The following is a 16,217-nucleotide window of genomic DNA, read 5'->3' as shown; positions in this document are numbered from 1 at the left end:
TATGAGCGCAAAAAGAATCACTATTGGCCGAACCTTCAGCCAGACACCTTTGCAGACTGAGGAAAGTGCCGATGGCCATTCTCAGACATTCATTCTGGCGACGGGTAAACGCGCCCTCTTCACGCTTGAACACATTGCCGCGAAGGAAATCGAAGAGAAAACCTTCGTTAAGATGGAAACCAATGGCCGCGATCAGTCTGGTCTTACGCCTGAATCGCTGCGCGACATCATCCGTACCATCAAATTGCAGCAGTTTTTCCCAGCGATTGGCGTAAAGCGTGACGATCGCATTGAGATTCTTGATGGTTCTCGTCGTCGCGCGGCGGCTTTACACTGCAAAACCGGGCTGGATGTGCTGGTCACTGACGTCGCTATCTCCGCAGAAGAAGCGCGTCGGTTAGCGCAGGACATTCAAACTGCGCGCGAGCATAACTTGCGTGAAGTGGGTATGCGTTTACTGTCGCTCAAAGAGAGTGGACTGTCTCAGAAAGAGATCGCGCAAAGCGAAGGGCTATCTCAGGCGAAGGTCACGCGTGCATTGCAGGCTGCCAGCGTGCCACTGGAGCTTGTCACACTGTTCCCGAATCATTCTGAACTGACCTATCCCGACTATAAATCGTTGCTGCAAGCGTACGAGAAGCTGCAGGAAACCGGACAAACGGTTGATGCATTGATCGATACCATCGGTATGGATGTTGATACGGTATGCGCACGCGACGGGTTAGCTGAAGACGAAGTGAAGAATGGCATTCTGCGATTAGTGCGTAACGGCAGCCAGACGCTAATGCAGTCACCGGCCAAAGATAAAACGGTAGCGACGCCATTATGGAGCTTCGCCGATAAAGATCGCTTCGCACGTAAGAAAACGCGCGGACGTATGTTCAGCTACGAGTTCAATCGTCAGTCAAAAGAGTTGCAGGAAGAACTGGATAAAGTGATTAACGAGACGCTCAATAAGTTTCTAAACCAATAATCGTTATGCCGCCTCCGGGCGGTTTTTTTATGCCCTTTTACCTTCCTCGCCAGCGGAATTTTATCGCTAACTGTATGAAATATCGATTATCGTAGGAGAAATTTCAGGCTGAAATCGCCAGTATCTTATCGAGTTATTAAAGGAAACGATTCAAACTATTCAATGCAGGTTAACTAACTGAAGCCAATTTAACCAAGTGTGCGCTAAGGCGGCAGCAAAAATTTTATGCAAAATTAGCGAGTGGAAACCGAATGAAATTTCATCGGCTCGCCAAGGCAATTTCATCTCTATTATTATGAAAAATAAGGTTTTTTAAATAATATTTCAGGCTGAAATCGCCAATTGAGTACGTCATTTCAGTCTTTAGTGATAGAACCTAAGCGAGATTAGCCAGATGATATTCAGCGATTTATCCACAGAAAGCGTGGATAACTTTTCCGGCTGACCTCACTCAATCAACGCCAGCGCTGATGAAAATTGCCAAACGGCATCGCGTACCCGCACCGGTTTACTGATCAGCCCTAGCGCATAAAAACGATCGGCAATTATCTGTTGCTCTTTAATCACCTCAAAGGCCATCGCACGGGTCTTATGACTGCGGCGTGTCAACGCTCTTTCTACTGACGCGATGTCCATTCCAAGCTCCTGAGACAATAACATCGAAGCTTCGCGTCGCTGGCAATCAATGAACAAACCCGTTTGCTGCAAACTTTCCACCAGTTGCTTGAGTATGTCATTGTGTTGCTCGACGTAATCACGTCGTGACAGATAGAACTGATGATTATGTACACGCCCTTCACCGTTCACTAAAACCCGCAGTTCAGGATTGCTTTCAGCGGCGCTGAGCAACGGATCCCACATCATCCACGCATCCACCGAGAGATAATCACTGGCGGTCAGCGGATATTTCGGTGGCGCGTACACTACTTTGATTTCATCCAGACCAATGCCCGCTTCTTCCAGCAACTGCAGCAGTAGCCAGTGAACGTTCGAGCCTTTATTAACCGATATACGCTTACCGCGCAGATCGCTGATGGTGCGGATTTCGCTATCATGGGGTACCACGATGCCAACGCTGCTCGGCGCCGGGGGTTCCCATGCGATATACGTCACCGCATTGCCGCTCGCCTGTGCGAAAATAGGCGGCACTTCACCCGTCGTTCCGAAATCAATTTCGTTATTCTGCAGCGCATACAGCAGTTGTGGACCAGCAGGAAACTCACTCCACAGCACGCTAATGCCTTGCTGAGCGAAACCGTGTTCGAGGCTCTGACGGGCTTTCAAAACGCCTAGATTGCCAAATTTCTGATAGCCAATACGCAGTTCGCGCTCCTGCGTTGCGTGCGTAATGGATATCGACGGAGATACAGGCGCTTTGCGCCGCCCTTTAATCATTCCCTGATTCGCCAGATGCGTGCGCAAGGTATGGCGGCTGATGCCGAGTAGCGTCGCGGCCTGCGTTTGATTGTGGTCTGTCATCGATAGCGCATTGCTAATCAGGCTCCTGATGACGCGATCAAACAGTTGTTGTGGCTGGCCCTTCAGTTGCTGCTGCAGAAAGCTGTCGAGCGTAGAATCGTTTGACTCACTAAATCCATGTTCACTGTAACCAGCGAGTCGCAGCTGTGCAGGCGTTAGCGTTTCTTCGCGGCTCAGCAACACGGCGTTATGTAGCGTGTTTTCCAATTCACGGATATTGCCCGGCCAGCTGTATTCGTGCAGTGCCTCAAGCGCATCAGGCGACAGGTGACGTGCCGGGCGACCCAAACGTCGTGCATACAGTGTGAGGAAATGTTGCGCCAGCAGTGGAATGTCTTCACGACGCTGACGCAGCGGCGGCAGAGGAACTACCGCAATATTGAGGCGATAAAAAAGATCTTCGCGGAAGCGTCGTTCACGGATTGCCTGTGCCAAATCGACATGCGTAGCCGCAATAACCCGCACATCCACCTTTATCGCTTTACGCGAGCCTACGCGCGTGATTTCTCGTTCCTGCAACACGCGTAATAATTTAACCTGCAGTGAAGGGCTGAGTTCACCAATCTCATCCAACAGCAACGTACCGCCTTGCGCTGATTCGAACCAGCCAGGATGAGATTGCGTCGCGCCGGTAAATGCGCCTTTCTCATGACCAAACAGCTCTGCTTCGGCCAGGCTTTCCGTCAGCGCGCCGCAGTTAACTGCCAGAAAAGGGCCATGACGCCGCGGACTATGATGATGCAAGTAGCGCGCCACCACTTCTTTCCCAGTGCCGGTTTCGCCAACAATCAAAACGGTAGCATCGGTAGGCGCGAATTTGTCCAGCAGCGACTGAAACGCCAGTGAAGCAGGATCGACTAAGCGTGGAGAATCAGTGTGGTTAGCGTAAGTGGTTAACATGGCATTAAGTCCTGTAACGATCATAACGCTACGCTAAATGCTCTCGCTGACTATGAACACCATGTAAAAAGCATAAGCAGTTGCATATGCAGCAATTGCTGTTGCAACAAAGTCGCAAATGCAACTGCTTAAACGCATAACGGCAGGGCTAACTGCCTGAATTACGGCGATTCGCGGCTTTAAACAACCTGGCACGCTTTCTGCTAATAGCTTTATAACCAAATGAGCAGTTCAAAATGATGATTTTTTAATAAAGTTATATAGGAAAAGCATAATGGCCGATTCCGCGAACGATAAAATTAATGTCTTCTGGTTTTTACCGACACATGGAGATGGACGCTACCTTGGCACCACCGAAGGCGGGCGCCCGGTCGATTTACCCTACTTACAGCAAGTGGCGCTTGCTGCCGACAATCTCGGCTTCTACGGCGTATTAATTCCTACTGGCAAAAGCTGTGAAGATTCCTGGCTGGTGGCCTCCGCATTAGCGCCCATCACAAAACGTCTGCGCTATTTAGTGGCGGTGCGCCCTGGCCTGCAGCCGCCAACGCTGGCAGCACGCATGGCGACCACGCTCGATCGTCTGTCCGAAGGGCGTTTACTGATTAACGTGGTGACCGGCGGCGATCCGATTGAGAACAAAGGCGATGGCATTTTCCTCAACCACAGTGAACGTTACGAAGTCACCAAAGAGTTTCTCGATGTTTACAGCCGCCTGATGCGCGGTGAAAAAGTGGATTACGAAGGTGAACATATCCACGTAGAAGGCGCGGAAGTGTTATTCCCGCCGGTGCAGGAAAAGGGTCCGCCGCTCTATTTTGGTGGTTCATCAGAGGCGGCGATTGATGTTGCAGCGGAACAAATCGATACCTACCTCACATGGGGCGAGCCGCCAGCGCAGGTTGCCGAAAAGCTGGAAGTGGTGCGCGCACGTGCGGAACAGCGTGGACGTAAACTGGAGTACGGCATTCGTTTGCATGTCATTGTGCGCGAGACTGAAGAAGAAGCTAAAGCGGCGGCAGATAAACTGATTGGCCATCTTGATGAAGAGACCATTGCGCAGGCGCAGAAAATCTTTGCGCGTATGGACTCCGCCGGCCAGGCGCGGATGAGTGCTTTGCACAAAGGTTCGCGTGACAATCTGTATATCTCACCAAATCTGTGGGCCGGCGTAGGTCTGGTGCGCGGTGGCGCAGGTACTGCATTGGTGGGCAGTCCTGAACAGGTGGCAGAACGTATTCGCGAATATCAGTCATTAGGCGTCACCAACTTCATTCTGTCGGGCTATCCGCATCTGGAAGAAGCGCATCGCGTGGCCGAATTGCTGTTGCCGCTGCTACCGCTGGCTAACGCGCAGCAGCAGCGTGAACGTACGATTAACACCGGTCCGTTTGGTGAAACCATTGGTGGCGATAAGCGTCCTTCAAAACAGACGAGCGCCAGCTAATGCAGGAGAAGGCAATGTCAACGGCGCAGGTAATCATTGTTGGTGGTGGTTTCAGCGGCACGGCGCTGGCGATTCATCTCGCACGCACCTCGTTAACCGGGCTACTGATTACAGTGGTCGAACCGCGCGCCAATCTTGGCGGCGGCATTGCCTATTCCACGCAAGAGCCAGCACACCGCATCAACGTGCCGGCTTCGCGCATGCAATTAAGCGGTGAAGAGCAGGGCGCGTTTGATCGCTGGTACCGCGAACAGCCGGAATGTTCACTGGATTCAGTAGCACATTGCGATGACGGCGCAGTCTATCCGCAGCGCAGCCTATTTGGTCGCTATCTGGCAGAACAGTTTGCGGCGGCGGCGCAGGCGTATCCGCATATCACGTTGCGCCACATCCAGGCCAGTGCCGTGGCCTGGGAAGGAGAACAGCTGTTACTCAGCAACGGTGAAGCGCTGCAGGGTGATGTGCTGGCATTAGCAATCAGTCATCCGCCGCCGTCGTTGCCGCGTGCGCTGCAACCGTTCTCGGCCCACCCGGCATTGATCGCTAATCCATGGCAGCACGGCGTACTGGACGCCATCAATCCTGAAGCGTCAGTTGCGATTATCGGTACCGGCTTGAGTATGGCGGACGTAGTGGCTTCGTTAGGTACACGACAGCATTGTGGCCCGTTAATCGCTTTCTCGCGCCGTGGCCAGCTCTCTCGCGATAATTTGAGTGGTGAGTGGCCCGAATGGACGTTAGCCCCACAGAGCGTGCCCAGCGCGCGTCTGTGGCTGCGGCATATGCGTGCTGAAGTGGCGGGTGCGGCTGAACAGGGATTACCGTGGCAACGCGTGCTGGATCAGGTGCGCGTGCAAGGCCAAACGATCTGGCAATCGCTTCCACTGCGCGAGCAGCAGCGCTTTGTCCGTCACTTGCGTTCGTGGTGGGATGTGCATCGCTATCGCATTGCGCCGCAGGTGTCAGCGGTGATGAGTGCTCGGCAGCAGCAGGGCAGTATGAAGGTGCTGGCCGCGCGCCTGGTTGATATCAGCAGTCTCGGCCACCAGCTGGAAATCACGCTGCGTACGCGCGAGGGTGCCAGCGAAATTCATCGCCTCGATCATCTGATTGTCACCACCGGTCCCGGTCATGAGGCCTTAATTGTCAGTCAGCCGCTGTTGCAGTCACTCAGTCAGCAAGGTTTGATCCGTGCTGACCCGTTGGGTTTTGGTATGGATGTTGACAGCCAGTCACACACGCTCAATCTTACCGGCCAGCCCAACCCGCGTCTGTTTGTCGTTGGACCCGCTGCGCGTGCGCGCTTCGGTGAACTGATGGGATTGCCGCAAGTTGCCGATCACGCCGCTGATGTGGCGAAGAATATTTTACAAGAACTGCAAATCGCTCACGCTGAGCGATGTCCCCCCTCAACGCTTTAATCTCGGAACATCCTAAAAATTAACTGACGAACGCCAGGTCGTAACACGATCACGGCCTCGCTATGGAGATTGCTATGCCATCGCAACGTGAAATTCGCTTGAACGCATTTGATATGAACTGTGTCGGACACCAGTCGCCGGGCCTGTGGGCGCATCCGCGTGACCGTTCCTGGCAATACAAAGATCTGGAATATTGGGTGGATTTAGCGCGCCTGCTGGAGCGCGGCAAATTTGACGGCCTGTTTATTGCCGACGTGCTCGGCGTTTACGACGTATTGAACGGCAACGGCGATGCGGCGATCCGCCAGGCGACGCAGGTGCCAGTGAACGATCCGCTGGCGTTAATCACGCCGATGGCGCTGGTCACCGAACACCTTGGATTTGGTCTCACGGCATCATTATCGTTTGAACATCCTTATCCGTTTGCGCGCCGTTTATCGACACTCGATCACCTGACCAAAGGCCGCGTCGGCTGGAACATCGTCACCTCGTATCTGGAGAGCGGCGCGCGCAACATCGGTCACAAAGCGCAGACCGATCACGATAGCCGCTACGACTATGCCGACGAATATCTGCAAGTGGTATACAAGCTGCTGGAAGGCAGTTGGGAGCAGGATGCGGTAATGCGTGATCGCGAACGCCGCATCTTCAGCGACCCGCGCAAAATTCATCCGATCAATCATCAGGGCACCTTCTTCAACGTGCCGGGCATTCACCTATGCGAACCGTCACCGCAGCGTACGCCGGTGCTGTATCAGGCGGGCGCCTCGAGCCGTGGCAAGCAGTTTGCGGCGGAACACGCCGAATGCGTGTTTGTTGCTGCGCCGTCGAAAGTGCTGCTGAAGAAAACCGTTGCCGATATTCGTCGCCGCGCGGCGGAAGCGGGGCGCGATCCTTACAGCATCAAGATCTTCAATCTGCAAACCGTGATTGTCGGTGAAACCGATTTGGCGGCGCAGGCGAAATGGAAAGAGTACACCGGCTGGGTCAGCTACGAAGGGGCGCTGGCACTGGTATCAGGCTGGACCGGCATCGACTTCGGCCAGTATCAGCCGGATCAGGTGCTGAAATATATCCACACCAACGCCATCCAATCAGCGGTCGAAACCTTTTCCACCGCCGATCCTGATCGTCAGTGGACGGTAAAAGCGCTGGCAGATTGGGTTGGCATTGGCGGCTTTGGTCCGCTCATTGTCGGCAGCGCGGAAACCGTCGCCGATGAACTGCAAAGCTGGGTAGAAGAGACCGATGTGGATGGCTTCAACTTCGCCTATGCATTGACGCATGAAACCTTTGAAGATGTGGTGGAACTGCTGATCCCGGAACTGCAAAAACGCGGCGTCTACAAAAAAGAGTATGCGCAGGGCACGCTGCGCGAGAAGTTATTCGCCGCCGGCCCGCAGCTGCAGTCGCCGCACCCGGGCGCGGGCTATCGCGTGAAAACCTCCACGCTGCAGGAGGTCTCATGATCGAAATAGATCAACTCAGCAAACACTATCGCGCGCCCGACGGCCGCATTACTGAGGTGCTGAAATCCATCATCCTGCAGGTGCCGCAGGCCAACATCACCGCGGTAGTTGGGCCAAGCGGCGCGGGTAAATCGACGCTGGCGAAGTGTATCAGTTTGCTGGAACAACCGAGTGCCGGCAGCATCCGCGTCAACGGTAGCGATCTTTCCCGGTTGGATGGTGAAGCGCTGCGTCAGGCGCGTCGCTCGATTGGCACTGTTTTCCAGTCTTCCGCGCTGCTGCAACGTAAAACCGCGTGGGAGAACATCGCCTTGCCGCTGCACTATCTCGGCGTGGTGGATCGCGATATCGCAGCGCGCGTGGGTGAATTGCTCGATAGCGTCGGTCTCAGCCACAAAGCTAAAGCTTATCCCGGCCAGCTTTCCGGTGGTCAGCGTCAGCGTATCGGCATCGCGCGTGCGCTGGCGTTGCGCCCGTCGGTGTTGCTGGCAGATGAAGCCACATCAGGGCTCGATCCGGAAGCCACCGTCACCGTGCTCGACCTGCTGAAAAAGCTGCGAGATGACTACAAGCTGGCGATTGTGCTGATCACCCACGAAATGGATGCGGTACGTCAAGCGGCAGATGCAGTGGCGGAAATTCGCGACGGCCAAATCGTTCAGTATGGCGTGGTGAAAGCGTTGCTGGCACAGCCGGATTCGCTATTGGGACAGCGCCTGTTCCCACTGGCGGCGCAGGCGAGTGATGCCGAACTGCTGCTCCAGCTCAGCTATCGCACGGATGTGCCGGTCGCCAGCGACTGGATATCGCGCCTCAGCCAGCAGTTTGGTTTGCGTATTGATCTGCTCGGCGCGCACGTTGAGCAAGTTAACGGTCTGCAAGCCGGACGGCTGCAGGTGGGCATTCACTTTCAGCATGAGCGCGTGCCGTTGGCGCGTTTGCTGTCGCAACTGGAGCAGTTGGGCTTAGTTGCCAGCGTTTCCGGCAGCGTGTTGCCATTGCGGGAGGCGGTATGAGCGTATCAGTCATTAGTCAGGATACGCCGTGGCCAGAAATTCCGGCGTTGATGCTGCCCGCTCTGGGCGAAACCGCGTTGATGGTGGTGATCGTGATGCTGTTTGTGGTGACGTTCGGCGGCATCGTCGGGGTGGTGTTGTTTAACACCTCAGCGCGCGGTCTGTTTCCACATCGCGGTATTAACCGGGTGTTGAGTTGGATCGTCAACATGGGCCGCTCGCTGCCATTTCTGGTATTGATGGCCGCCATCATTCCGTTCACCTTCTGGCTCACCGGCACGACCATCGGCATTCCTGCCGCCGTAGTGCCGATGATCGCTGCAGGCATTCCGTTCTTTGGCCGTCTGGTGGACAACGCGCTGCGTGAGTTGCCTGGCGAAGTCACCGCGGTGGGTCTGGTATGCGGTGGTTCGCGCTGGCAAATCATCCGCTCGGCACAACTCAGCGAAGCGCTGCCCGCGATAGTTGCGGCGGTAACGCTCAATTTGATCTCGATGATTGAGTACTCCGCCATTGCCGGCACTATCGGCGCTGGCGGTATCGGCTATCTGGCGGTGGTGTACGGTTATCAGCGCTTCGACAATCACATCATGATCGCCACCATCGTGGTGCTGATCGCCCTTATTCAAACTATTCAACTTCTCGGCGACCGTTTGGTCACCGCATTACGCCATCCTCAGGGGACATCGCTATGACAACACAAGATTTCGAGCTGCGTAAAACACGCCGCTGGCCGTGGCTGCTACTGATTATAGTGGTCGTTATCCTCGCCGCTGGCGGCTGGTTCTGGCGCAGCCAGCAGCCGCAGGCGGTAGTTTTTGGTACCACGCTAAAGGTGCATTTTGAACCGGCAATGGCGGGCGAGCAGAAGCTGATTGAATACGTTGGCGAGCACATCGCGCCTGATTACGGCCTGAAGCTAGAGGCAGTAGGTGTGCAGGATCCGGTGCAAGCCGACCGCGCGGTAGCCGAAGGGCAATATGCCGCAACGGTATACCAGCATCAGTGGTGGCTGAAGCAAGTCGTGGATGCCAACGGCTTTGCGCTGACTTCCGCACTGCCGCTGTTCCAGTGGGCGTTTGGCATCTACTCCGATCGTTACACATCGGTCGCTGACTTGCCGCGGGGCGCGACGGTTGTAGTCCCGGATGATGGCGCCAATCAGGGCCAGGCATTATGGTTGCTGGCACGTCAGGGGTTAATTACGCTCGATCCTAACGTTGAGCCGCGCACGGCCAAACTGAAGAACATTGTTGGCAATCCGCATGGCCTGGTGTTTAAAGAACTCGATCTGCTGACCATGCCGCGTGCGCTTAACTCGGTGGATGCGGCGATTGGTTATGTCTCGCAATTTGATGCCGGAAAAGTGCCGCGCGAGAAAGGCATTCTCTTCCCGCCTGCGCCGCGTACTTTTGCCTCACAGCTGGTGATTGGCACACCTTATCTGGACCAGGAAAATATCGAGAAGCTGAAAAAAGCCTTCTCCGATCCGCGCGTACAGCAGTGGTTGAAAACCACCGATGACCCGCTGGTAAAAGGCGTATTGGTGCCGGTCTCAGCCGAATAAATTACGGATGATTGCACACCCGGATGCGCCAGGCGTGTCCGGGTTTTTGTGTTGGATAAAATTAATTTATCCTATTGATATTTAAGTAGATTAATATCAAGAATTGTTGTTTTGGCGCAGCCAATAAACCCCTTATAACAATCTCACCTGCACTACAAAACAACAACGTGAGGCGTTATGAGTTCACTTCCTTTAGAAAACACCCTGCCGGTTTCCGAACCGGTACGTTCGGTCAGTGACGTGGCCAGGCTAATCAACACCCGCAGTAAAAATGACAACTACGCGCGCATGATTGTGTTCCTCGCGCTCGGCGGCGTGTTCCTCGACGCCTACGATCTCACCACGCTTTCGTACGGCATCGATGATGTGGTGCGCGAGTTTCAGCTCTCGCCGCTGATCACCGGGTTAGTCACCTCCTCAATTATGGTTGGCACCATTGTCGGCAATCTGGTGGGCGGTTGGCTGACGGATAAATATGGCCGCTATTCGGTGTTTATGGCCGACATGCTGTTCTTTGTCGTTTCGGCGATTGCGGCGGGCTTAGCGCCGAACGTCTGGGTGCTGATTGGCGCGCGCTTTTTGATGGGCGTTGGCGTTGGAATCGATTTGCCGGTGGCGATGTCGTATCTGGCGGAGTTCTCCAGATTTGCCGGTAAAGGCAACAAAGCCGCCAGACTCGCGGCCTGGTGCCCAATGTGGTACGCCGCTTCAACGGTATGCTTCCTGCTGATTTTCGCGCTCTACTTCCTGCTGCCGAAAGAACATCTTGACTGGCTGTGGCGCGCGTCGTTGCTGTTCGGTGCGGTGCCAGCGCTACTGATCATCGCGGTGCGTAGCAAATTTATGAACGAATCGCCACTGTGGGCGGCGAATCAGGGTGATCTGAAATCCGCGGTGCGCATTCTGCGTGATTCCTACGGCATTCATGCGCACGAAGCGGAACACCAGGCACCACCGGCAGCTGCGGCACCGAAAGTGAGTTTCCGCGTGCTGTTTGAGAAACCGTGGCGCGAACGCACCATTGTTGCGGGCGTGATGAACATCTGCATCTCGTTTGAATACACCGCCATTGCGTTCTTCCTGCCGTCGATTCTGGCACAGTTCCTTGGCGCGGGCGTATTCGAAACCATCTCAGCATCGCTGGGACTTAACGCGCTGTTCGCCTTTACCGGCGGCCTGCTCGGCATGCGTCTGGCATGGAAATATCCGTCGCGGCACGTTGCGATAGCCGGGTTTGCACTGCAATTCTTTGCGCTGATCGCGCTGGCGTTGATTGGTCATCCTGAAGCCATCGCCGGCATTGTCTTCGCGGTGCTGATGCTCGGCTTGTGGCTGTTTGCCGAAGGATTCGGTCCGGGTGCGCAGCTGATGGTCTATCCGGCGCTTTCCTATCCCACTTCTATCCGCGCCACCGGCGTGGGCTTCAGTCGTGCACTTTCCGGCATCGGCAGTGCGTTAGCGCTGTTCATCCTGCCGATGCTGCAGGCCGCGCTCGGCACCAACATGTTCTGGGTGGTTTCGCTGGCGGCAATCATTCCGATCTTCTTCCTGCTGGCGGTGCGCCACGAGCCCACGCGCCACGACATCGACGATCTTTCACATCAGGAGTTACCATGAGCTTACTGGCAACACCACGCGACACATTCACTGCAATCAGCATATGTTGCCCATGTGAACAGTGATGAAATGCAGATTGTGGCGGCGAATGCTGGCTGAAGCCGAAGCGGGTCAGGTGCAGGTGATTGCCAGCGAATGTGAAGGCAGATAACAAATGGCGTAATGCTTGTCAGTTAAGAGATAAAAACCGCAATTACCGAGCGCACACATGGTAGCGGCGCGATAAATCGCGCCGCTACGAGAGATGCATTGGACGACTTACTTCTTATCCAGCGACCAGGTCGCGCTGCGCACATCTACTTTTACCGGCAACAGACCTACACGTGTAAAGGTATCCGCTAACGCTTGCTGCTCATCAAACACCTGCGGCGACATGCGTGACGCGCCATAAGGCAGGCGTTTGATCGTGGTTTGCCAGATAGCTTTATCCAGGCCGGTCGATTTCGACAGAATCGCCGCCGCGTCATCCGGATTTTTATTCGCCCAATCGCTGAGTTTGCTTAGCTCATCCACCACCTGCTTCGCGGTATCAGGATGACCTTCGGCAAACGGTCGGCTGGCGAGATAGAAGGTGTAATGCGGCACTAATCCTTCTGCATTGCGGATTTCACGTGCGTCGGCATTGGCTTCCACTTCTGCCAGGTACGGATCCCAAATCACCCACGCATCAATCGCGCCTTTCTGGAAGGCAGCGCGCGCATCGGCGGGTGGCAGGTAAACCGGCGTAACGTCCTTATAGTTGAGTCCCGCATCTTCAAGTGCTTTCACCAGCAGATAATTCACGTCAGAGCCTTTATTCAGGCCGACGCGTTTGCCTTTCAAATCGGCCACGCGCTTGATCGCCGACTCTTTCGGTACCACGATGGCTTCAGTTTTAGGGTTAGCCGGTGAATGACCGAGATAGATCAAATCGGCTTTCGCGGCCTGTGCGAAAGCGGGCGGCGCATCGCCGGTAGCCGCCAAATCAATGCTGCCGACGTTTAAGCCTTCCAGCATCTGCGGGCCAGCGGGGAATTCCACCCAGCGGATAGCGATACCTTGCTTTTTAAAGGTTTCATCCAAAGTGCCGCGGTATTTCAGCAGGGCAAAGATGTTGGCCTTCTGATAGCCGATAGTGACGGTTTCTGGGTTAGCGGCAAAGGCATGTGTGGAGAGCAGGCCAAAACTGAGAGCTAAAGCGCTCAGGACAGGAAGTGTTGCTTTCATGATGATTCTCTCGTGGTTTTTCTGCCACCTTAGCAAAGCCCTTATATAACCAATAAATAACTAATTTCGATCGCTTATAACTATTATTTATGTGATCTGGATCATTCACTGTAATCAGCAAACGCGTCTGGATTTCCATAGATGCCTACATAATTAGCACGGTAATAATTTGTATAACAAATCAAAAAGCCATTACTAAAAGCTTCTGTCAGGATAAGCAATCCCGCCGCTGGCATAAGGTTTTACCTGTTCTATGAAGTGGTTTTCAAAAAGCGCAGTGCTATTTTCTGCCAAAACCTGTCTTGCTGCTTTTCTGGCTTTTTACATTGCTTTGGAACTCAATCTGGATAAACCGGCCTGGTCACTGACTACAGTGTACGTTGCCTCGCAGCTCTATTCGGGATCGACGGTATCGAAATCGGTTTTCCGTTTCTTCGGTACCCTATTGGGTGGCCTGTTTACGCTGCTGATCTATCCCGCCACAGTGCAGGATCCGCTGCTGTTCAGCTTATGCATCTCGCTTTGGGTGGCGGTATGTCTTTATCTCTCGTTGCACGACCGCACGCCGAAGAGCTATGTATTTATGCTGGCGGGTTACAGCGCGGCAATTATGGGTTTTCCCGATGTGGTGTCGCCATCGGCCATCACCTACACGGTGATTTCCCGCGTTGAGGAGATCACCGTCGCCATCGTCTGCAGCAGCCTGGTGCATCGCCTGTTGTGGCCGGTCTCGATGCGTAATCTGTTAGAGCAGAGCGTCAATCTGTGGTACCAGAACGCGCGCAAGCTGTGCAGCGAACTGGTCACGGCGATGCCAGCGGAGAAGTCGGTGGAACGCGAAGATATTCTGATCCAGATGGCCAACTACCCGCTTAACGTCGAAACGCTGATCACCCACTGCGTCTATGAAGGCGATGCCGCGCGGCGGCTGGTGCGCTTAGTCAGCGTACAGTATCAGCATCTGTCTTATTTCATCCCCACGCTGACGGCAATCGAATCACGCCTGAATCTGCTGGCTCAGCAGCAAATCCGTTTTCCCGACTACATTGCCAATGTCTTCCAGCAATGCTTACTGTGGTTAAACGGAGAGGATCAACTGCCGGTGCGCGAAAAACTCAGCCAGGCACAGGATCAACTGAAACTGGCGTGGCAAGAGGGCAGGCTCAACAGCGAAGAGAGTATCCTGCTGTTGGGATTATTGGAGCGCTTGCTCAATTTTGTGCGGATTGTCGATGCGTATCACAGCGTTAGCGAGCGCGTGAGTGAGTGGACGCCTGCGGTAAAAGCCGGAAAGATGGCGCGCGCGCACAAACACGTCGATAAGGGATTGTTGCTGCTGTCATCGTTTACCGCCTTTATCGCCACCTTCGTCACCTGCGTATTTTGGATTGGCAGCGGCTGGGTGGATGGCGCCACCGCGCCGATGATGGCCGCGGTTCTCTGCTCCTTCTTCGCCGGGATGGACAGCCCAATTGCGCCGATGAAGCTGTTCCTCAAAGGCGTACTGATCTCCGTGGTGATCAGCCTGCTGTATATCACCTTGCTGATCCCGCAGGCGGTAACCTTCGAAGCGCTGGTGATCTGCCTTGCGCCGGGCTTACTGGCGCTGGGCTTGGTGATCGCCAATCCTTCCACCAACCTGATTGGCCTGATTGTTGCCACGCAGATTCCCGGCCTGATTGGCATGAGCCACAACTTCAAACCCGATTTACAGCTTATAGTGAACGCTATTATCTCGACGCTGGTGGGCATTACTTTCGCGGTGGTGATCACGGCGCTGATCCGCAACAAGCGTCCGTCGTGGACGGCCAAACGCGCGGTGCGCAAAGGTATTCGCGATCTGCTGCAGTTTATCGCCACGGTGCGGCTCAACAGTGTCACGCTGACCGCGCGTCAGCAGTTTGTCTCGCGCACGCTGGATAAGGTCAACATCATCCTGCCGCGTAAACGCGTCGATCCGGTGCCGGAACTGGTCTCCGGCGGTAATCTGATCGCTGAAGCCTGGCTGGGCGCTAACTGTTATGACTACTACACGCGCCATCGAGAGCTGCTGCTCGCCCATCACATTGAAAGCGCGGCGATGTTTCATGAGTTAAGCCAGTTTCTTAAGCGCAGGTTGAAGTCGCTCCAAACCTCGCCGCCGCCAGAATTGCTGGCGGAACTGAATACGTTGTTGCTGCGGCTGGAAACGGCGGCGATGCAGGAAAACACACTATTTGCACCGATGTTCCACCTGTTTAATATCCGCTTAACCTTGTTTCCGTCAGCGCGCTGGCCGGAAAAGGTTGCGCAATAAATGGCGTCGCGACAGGAACATGGCATATTTCCGTAGCGGCGGGATTTATCGCGCGCTTTGGCTTTTTCGCTTACAGTGCTGAGCAGCAGGTTTAAAACGGAGTTAAGCAGATGAAAATGATCGGTTTGATTGGCGGCATGAGCTGGGAATCCACCGCGCTCTATTACCGCATTATCAATGAGCAAGTGAAACAGCAACTGGGCGGTTTGCACTCCGCGCGTAGCCTGATGTACAGCGTCGATTTTCATGAAATCGAACAGCTGCAGGCCGCAGGCGAGTGGCAAAAAGCGGGTGAGATCCTGGCGCAAGCGGCGATCAGTCTGGAGAAAGGCGGCGCAGATTTTATCGTGCTCTGTACCAACACCATGCACAAAGTCGCGCAACAGATCACCGATGCGGTCAGCATTCCGCTGCTGCATATCGCCGATGCCACGGCACAGCGCATCCGTCAGGCGGGGGTGAAAAAAGTCGGTTTGCTGGCGACGGCGTTCACCATGGAGCAGGAATTCTACAAAGGCCGACTTAATCAGTCGGAGATTGACGTGTTGGTGCCTGATGCAGCCGGACGCAAAGTGGTGCACGACATCATCTATCAGGAACTCTGTCTTGGCGTGATCCGCGATGAATCACGCGCGCACTACCGCAAGATTATTGCCGAGCTGGTGGAGCAGGGCGCAGAGGCGATTATTCTCGGCTGCACCGAAATCACCTTGCTGGTGAAGGCGGAAGATGCCAGCGTTCCGCTGTTCGATACTACGTTGATCCACGCAGAAGACGCCGTAAAACTCGCGCTTTCGTAGGGTCGCCATTCATGGCGACCAGACGC

Annotated in this window: 12 protein-coding genes; 10 read left to right on the top strand and 2 right to left on the bottom strand. The window is 54.7% G+C overall.

Annotated features, from left to right (window positions below; all coding sequences use genetic code 11):
• Window position 1: 1 nt before the first annotated feature.
• Window positions 2–973 carry a ParB family protein gene (locus ACRQ84_RS22210; RefSeq protein ID WP_483818148.1) on the top strand — a complete coding sequence of 324 codons (972 nt, stop codon included), beginning with the start codon at window positions 2–4 and terminating at the stop codon, window positions 971–973.
• 447 nt (window positions 974–1,420) lie between these two features.
• On the opposite strand, the gene ACRQ84_RS22205 is transcribed toward ACRQ84_RS22210, so the two are convergent.
• Window positions 1,421–3,352 carry a sigma-54-dependent Fis family transcriptional regulator gene (locus ACRQ84_RS22205; protein WP_483818147.1) on the bottom strand — a complete coding sequence of 644 codons (1,932 nt, stop codon included), beginning with the start codon at window positions 3,350–3,352 and terminating at the stop codon, window positions 1,421–1,423.
• A 274-nt stretch (window positions 3,353–3,626) separates the two neighbouring features.
• Between ACRQ84_RS22205 and ssuD the strand changes: the two genes are divergently transcribed.
• From ssuD to ACRQ84_RS22170, 7 genes are all read left to right on the top strand, one after another.
• Window positions 3,627–4,799, top strand: a complete 1,173-nt coding sequence (ssuD, locus tag ACRQ84_RS22200) for an FMNH2-dependent alkanesulfonate monooxygenase (RefSeq protein ID WP_483818146.1) — start codon at window positions 3,627–3,629, stop codon at window positions 4,797–4,799.
• A gap of 14 nt (window positions 4,800–4,813) precedes the next feature.
• Window positions 4,814–6,220, top strand: coding sequence for an FAD/NAD(P)-binding protein (locus tag ACRQ84_RS22195; RefSeq protein WP_483818145.1), 1,407 nt, complete (start codon window positions 4,814–4,816; stop codon window positions 6,218–6,220).
• Between the two features lie 74 nt (window positions 6,221–6,294).
• A complete protein-coding gene (locus ACRQ84_RS22190; RefSeq protein WP_483818144.1) occupies window positions 6,295–7,689 on the top strand; it encodes an LLM class flavin-dependent oxidoreductase in 1,395 nt (464 codons plus the stop codon).
• Window positions 7,686–8,705, top strand: a complete 1,020-nt coding sequence (locus ACRQ84_RS22185; RefSeq protein WP_483818143.1) for a methionine ABC transporter ATP-binding protein — start codon at window positions 7,686–7,688, stop codon at window positions 8,703–8,705. The genes ACRQ84_RS22190 and ACRQ84_RS22185 overlap by 4 nt, the downstream gene beginning before the upstream one ends.
• Complete coding sequence (locus tag ACRQ84_RS22180) at window positions 8,702–9,400, top strand: methionine ABC transporter permease (protein ID WP_064741390.1); 699 nt, start codon at window positions 8,702–8,704, stop codon at window positions 9,398–9,400. Before ACRQ84_RS22185 ends, ACRQ84_RS22180 begins: the two co-directional genes overlap by 4 nt.
• Window positions 9,397–10,272 carry a MetQ/NlpA family ABC transporter substrate-binding protein gene (locus ACRQ84_RS22175; RefSeq protein ID WP_483818142.1) on the top strand — a complete coding sequence of 292 codons (876 nt, stop codon included), beginning with the start codon at window positions 9,397–9,399 and terminating at the stop codon, window positions 10,270–10,272. Before ACRQ84_RS22180 ends, ACRQ84_RS22175 begins: the two co-directional genes overlap by 4 nt.
• A gap of 177 nt (window positions 10,273–10,449) precedes the next feature.
• Window positions 10,450–11,889 (top strand): MFS transporter, encoded by a 1,440-nt coding sequence (locus ACRQ84_RS22170; protein ID WP_483818141.1) that lies wholly within the window; start codon window positions 10,450–10,452, stop codon window positions 11,887–11,889.
• A 258-nt stretch (window positions 11,890–12,147) separates the two neighbouring features.
• On the opposite strand, the gene ACRQ84_RS22165 is transcribed toward ACRQ84_RS22170, so the two are convergent.
• The gene (locus tag ACRQ84_RS22165) at window positions 12,148–13,095 is read right to left on the bottom strand and encodes a sulfonate ABC transporter substrate-binding protein (protein ID WP_483818140.1); all 948 of its coding nucleotides are present in this window, start codon (window positions 13,093–13,095) and stop codon (window positions 12,148–12,150) included.
• Between the two features lie 253 nt (window positions 13,096–13,348).
• Here ACRQ84_RS22165 and ACRQ84_RS22160 point away from each other — a divergent pair, with 253 nt between their 5' ends.
• Together ACRQ84_RS22160 and ACRQ84_RS22155 are read left to right on the top strand one after the other, a co-directional pair.
• Window positions 13,349–15,391: an FUSC family protein gene (locus ACRQ84_RS22160; protein WP_483818139.1), complete on the top strand. Its 2,043-nt coding sequence runs from the start codon at window positions 13,349–13,351 to the stop codon at window positions 15,389–15,391.
• A gap of 110 nt (window positions 15,392–15,501) precedes the next feature.
• Window positions 15,502–16,191 carry an aspartate/glutamate racemase family protein gene (locus tag ACRQ84_RS22155; RefSeq protein WP_064741395.1) on the top strand — a complete coding sequence of 230 codons (690 nt, stop codon included), beginning with the start codon at window positions 15,502–15,504 and terminating at the stop codon, window positions 16,189–16,191.
• Window positions 16,192–16,217: the final 26 nt, after the last annotated feature.

It is taken from the genome of Pantoea sp. E2023-21, from assembly GCF_051302795.1.
Taxonomy (GTDB): Bacteria; Pseudomonadota; Gammaproteobacteria; order Enterobacterales; family Enterobacteriaceae; genus Pantoea; species Pantoea ludwigii_A.
Note: the sequence above shows the minus strand (reverse complement) of the source record. Positions and strands in the feature narration are given on the sequence as shown.

Bases quoted from the DNA above. Each gene is read 5' to 3' on its own strand.
- ACRQ84_RS22195 (WP_483818145.1), top strand. From the start codon at position 4,814: ATGTCAACGGCGCAGGTAATCATTGTTGGTGGTGGTTTCAGCGGCACG.
- ACRQ84_RS22205 (WP_483818147.1), bottom strand. From the start codon at position 3,352: ATGTTAACCACTTACGCTAACCACACTGATTCTCCACGCTTAGTCGAT.
- ssuD (WP_483818146.1), top strand. From the start codon at position 3,627: ATGGCCGATTCCGCGAACGATAAAATTAATGTCTTCTGGTTTTTACCG.
- ACRQ84_RS22180 (WP_064741390.1), top strand. From the start codon at position 8,702: ATGAGCGTATCAGTCATTAGTCAGGATACGCCGTGGCCAGAAATTCCG.
- ACRQ84_RS22210 (WP_483818148.1), top strand. From the start codon at position 2: ATGAGCGCAAAAAGAATCACTATTGGCCGAACCTTCAGCCAGACACCT.
- ACRQ84_RS22160 (WP_483818139.1), top strand. From the start codon at position 13,349: ATGAAGTGGTTTTCAAAAAGCGCAGTGCTATTTTCTGCCAAAACCTGT.
- ACRQ84_RS22175 (WP_483818142.1), top strand. From the start codon at position 9,397: ATGACAACACAAGATTTCGAGCTGCGTAAAACACGCCGCTGGCCGTGG.
- ACRQ84_RS22190 (WP_483818144.1), top strand. From the start codon at position 6,295: ATGCCATCGCAACGTGAAATTCGCTTGAACGCATTTGATATGAACTGT.
- ACRQ84_RS22155 (WP_064741395.1), top strand. From the start codon at position 15,502: ATGAAAATGATCGGTTTGATTGGCGGCATGAGCTGGGAATCCACCGCG.
- ACRQ84_RS22165 (WP_483818140.1), bottom strand. From the start codon at position 13,095: ATGAAAGCAACACTTCCTGTCCTGAGCGCTTTAGCTCTCAGTTTTGGC.
- ACRQ84_RS22185 (WP_483818143.1), top strand. From the start codon at position 7,686: ATGATCGAAATAGATCAACTCAGCAAACACTATCGCGCGCCCGACGGC.
- ACRQ84_RS22170 (WP_483818141.1), top strand. From the start codon at position 10,450: ATGAGTTCACTTCCTTTAGAAAACACCCTGCCGGTTTCCGAACCGGTA.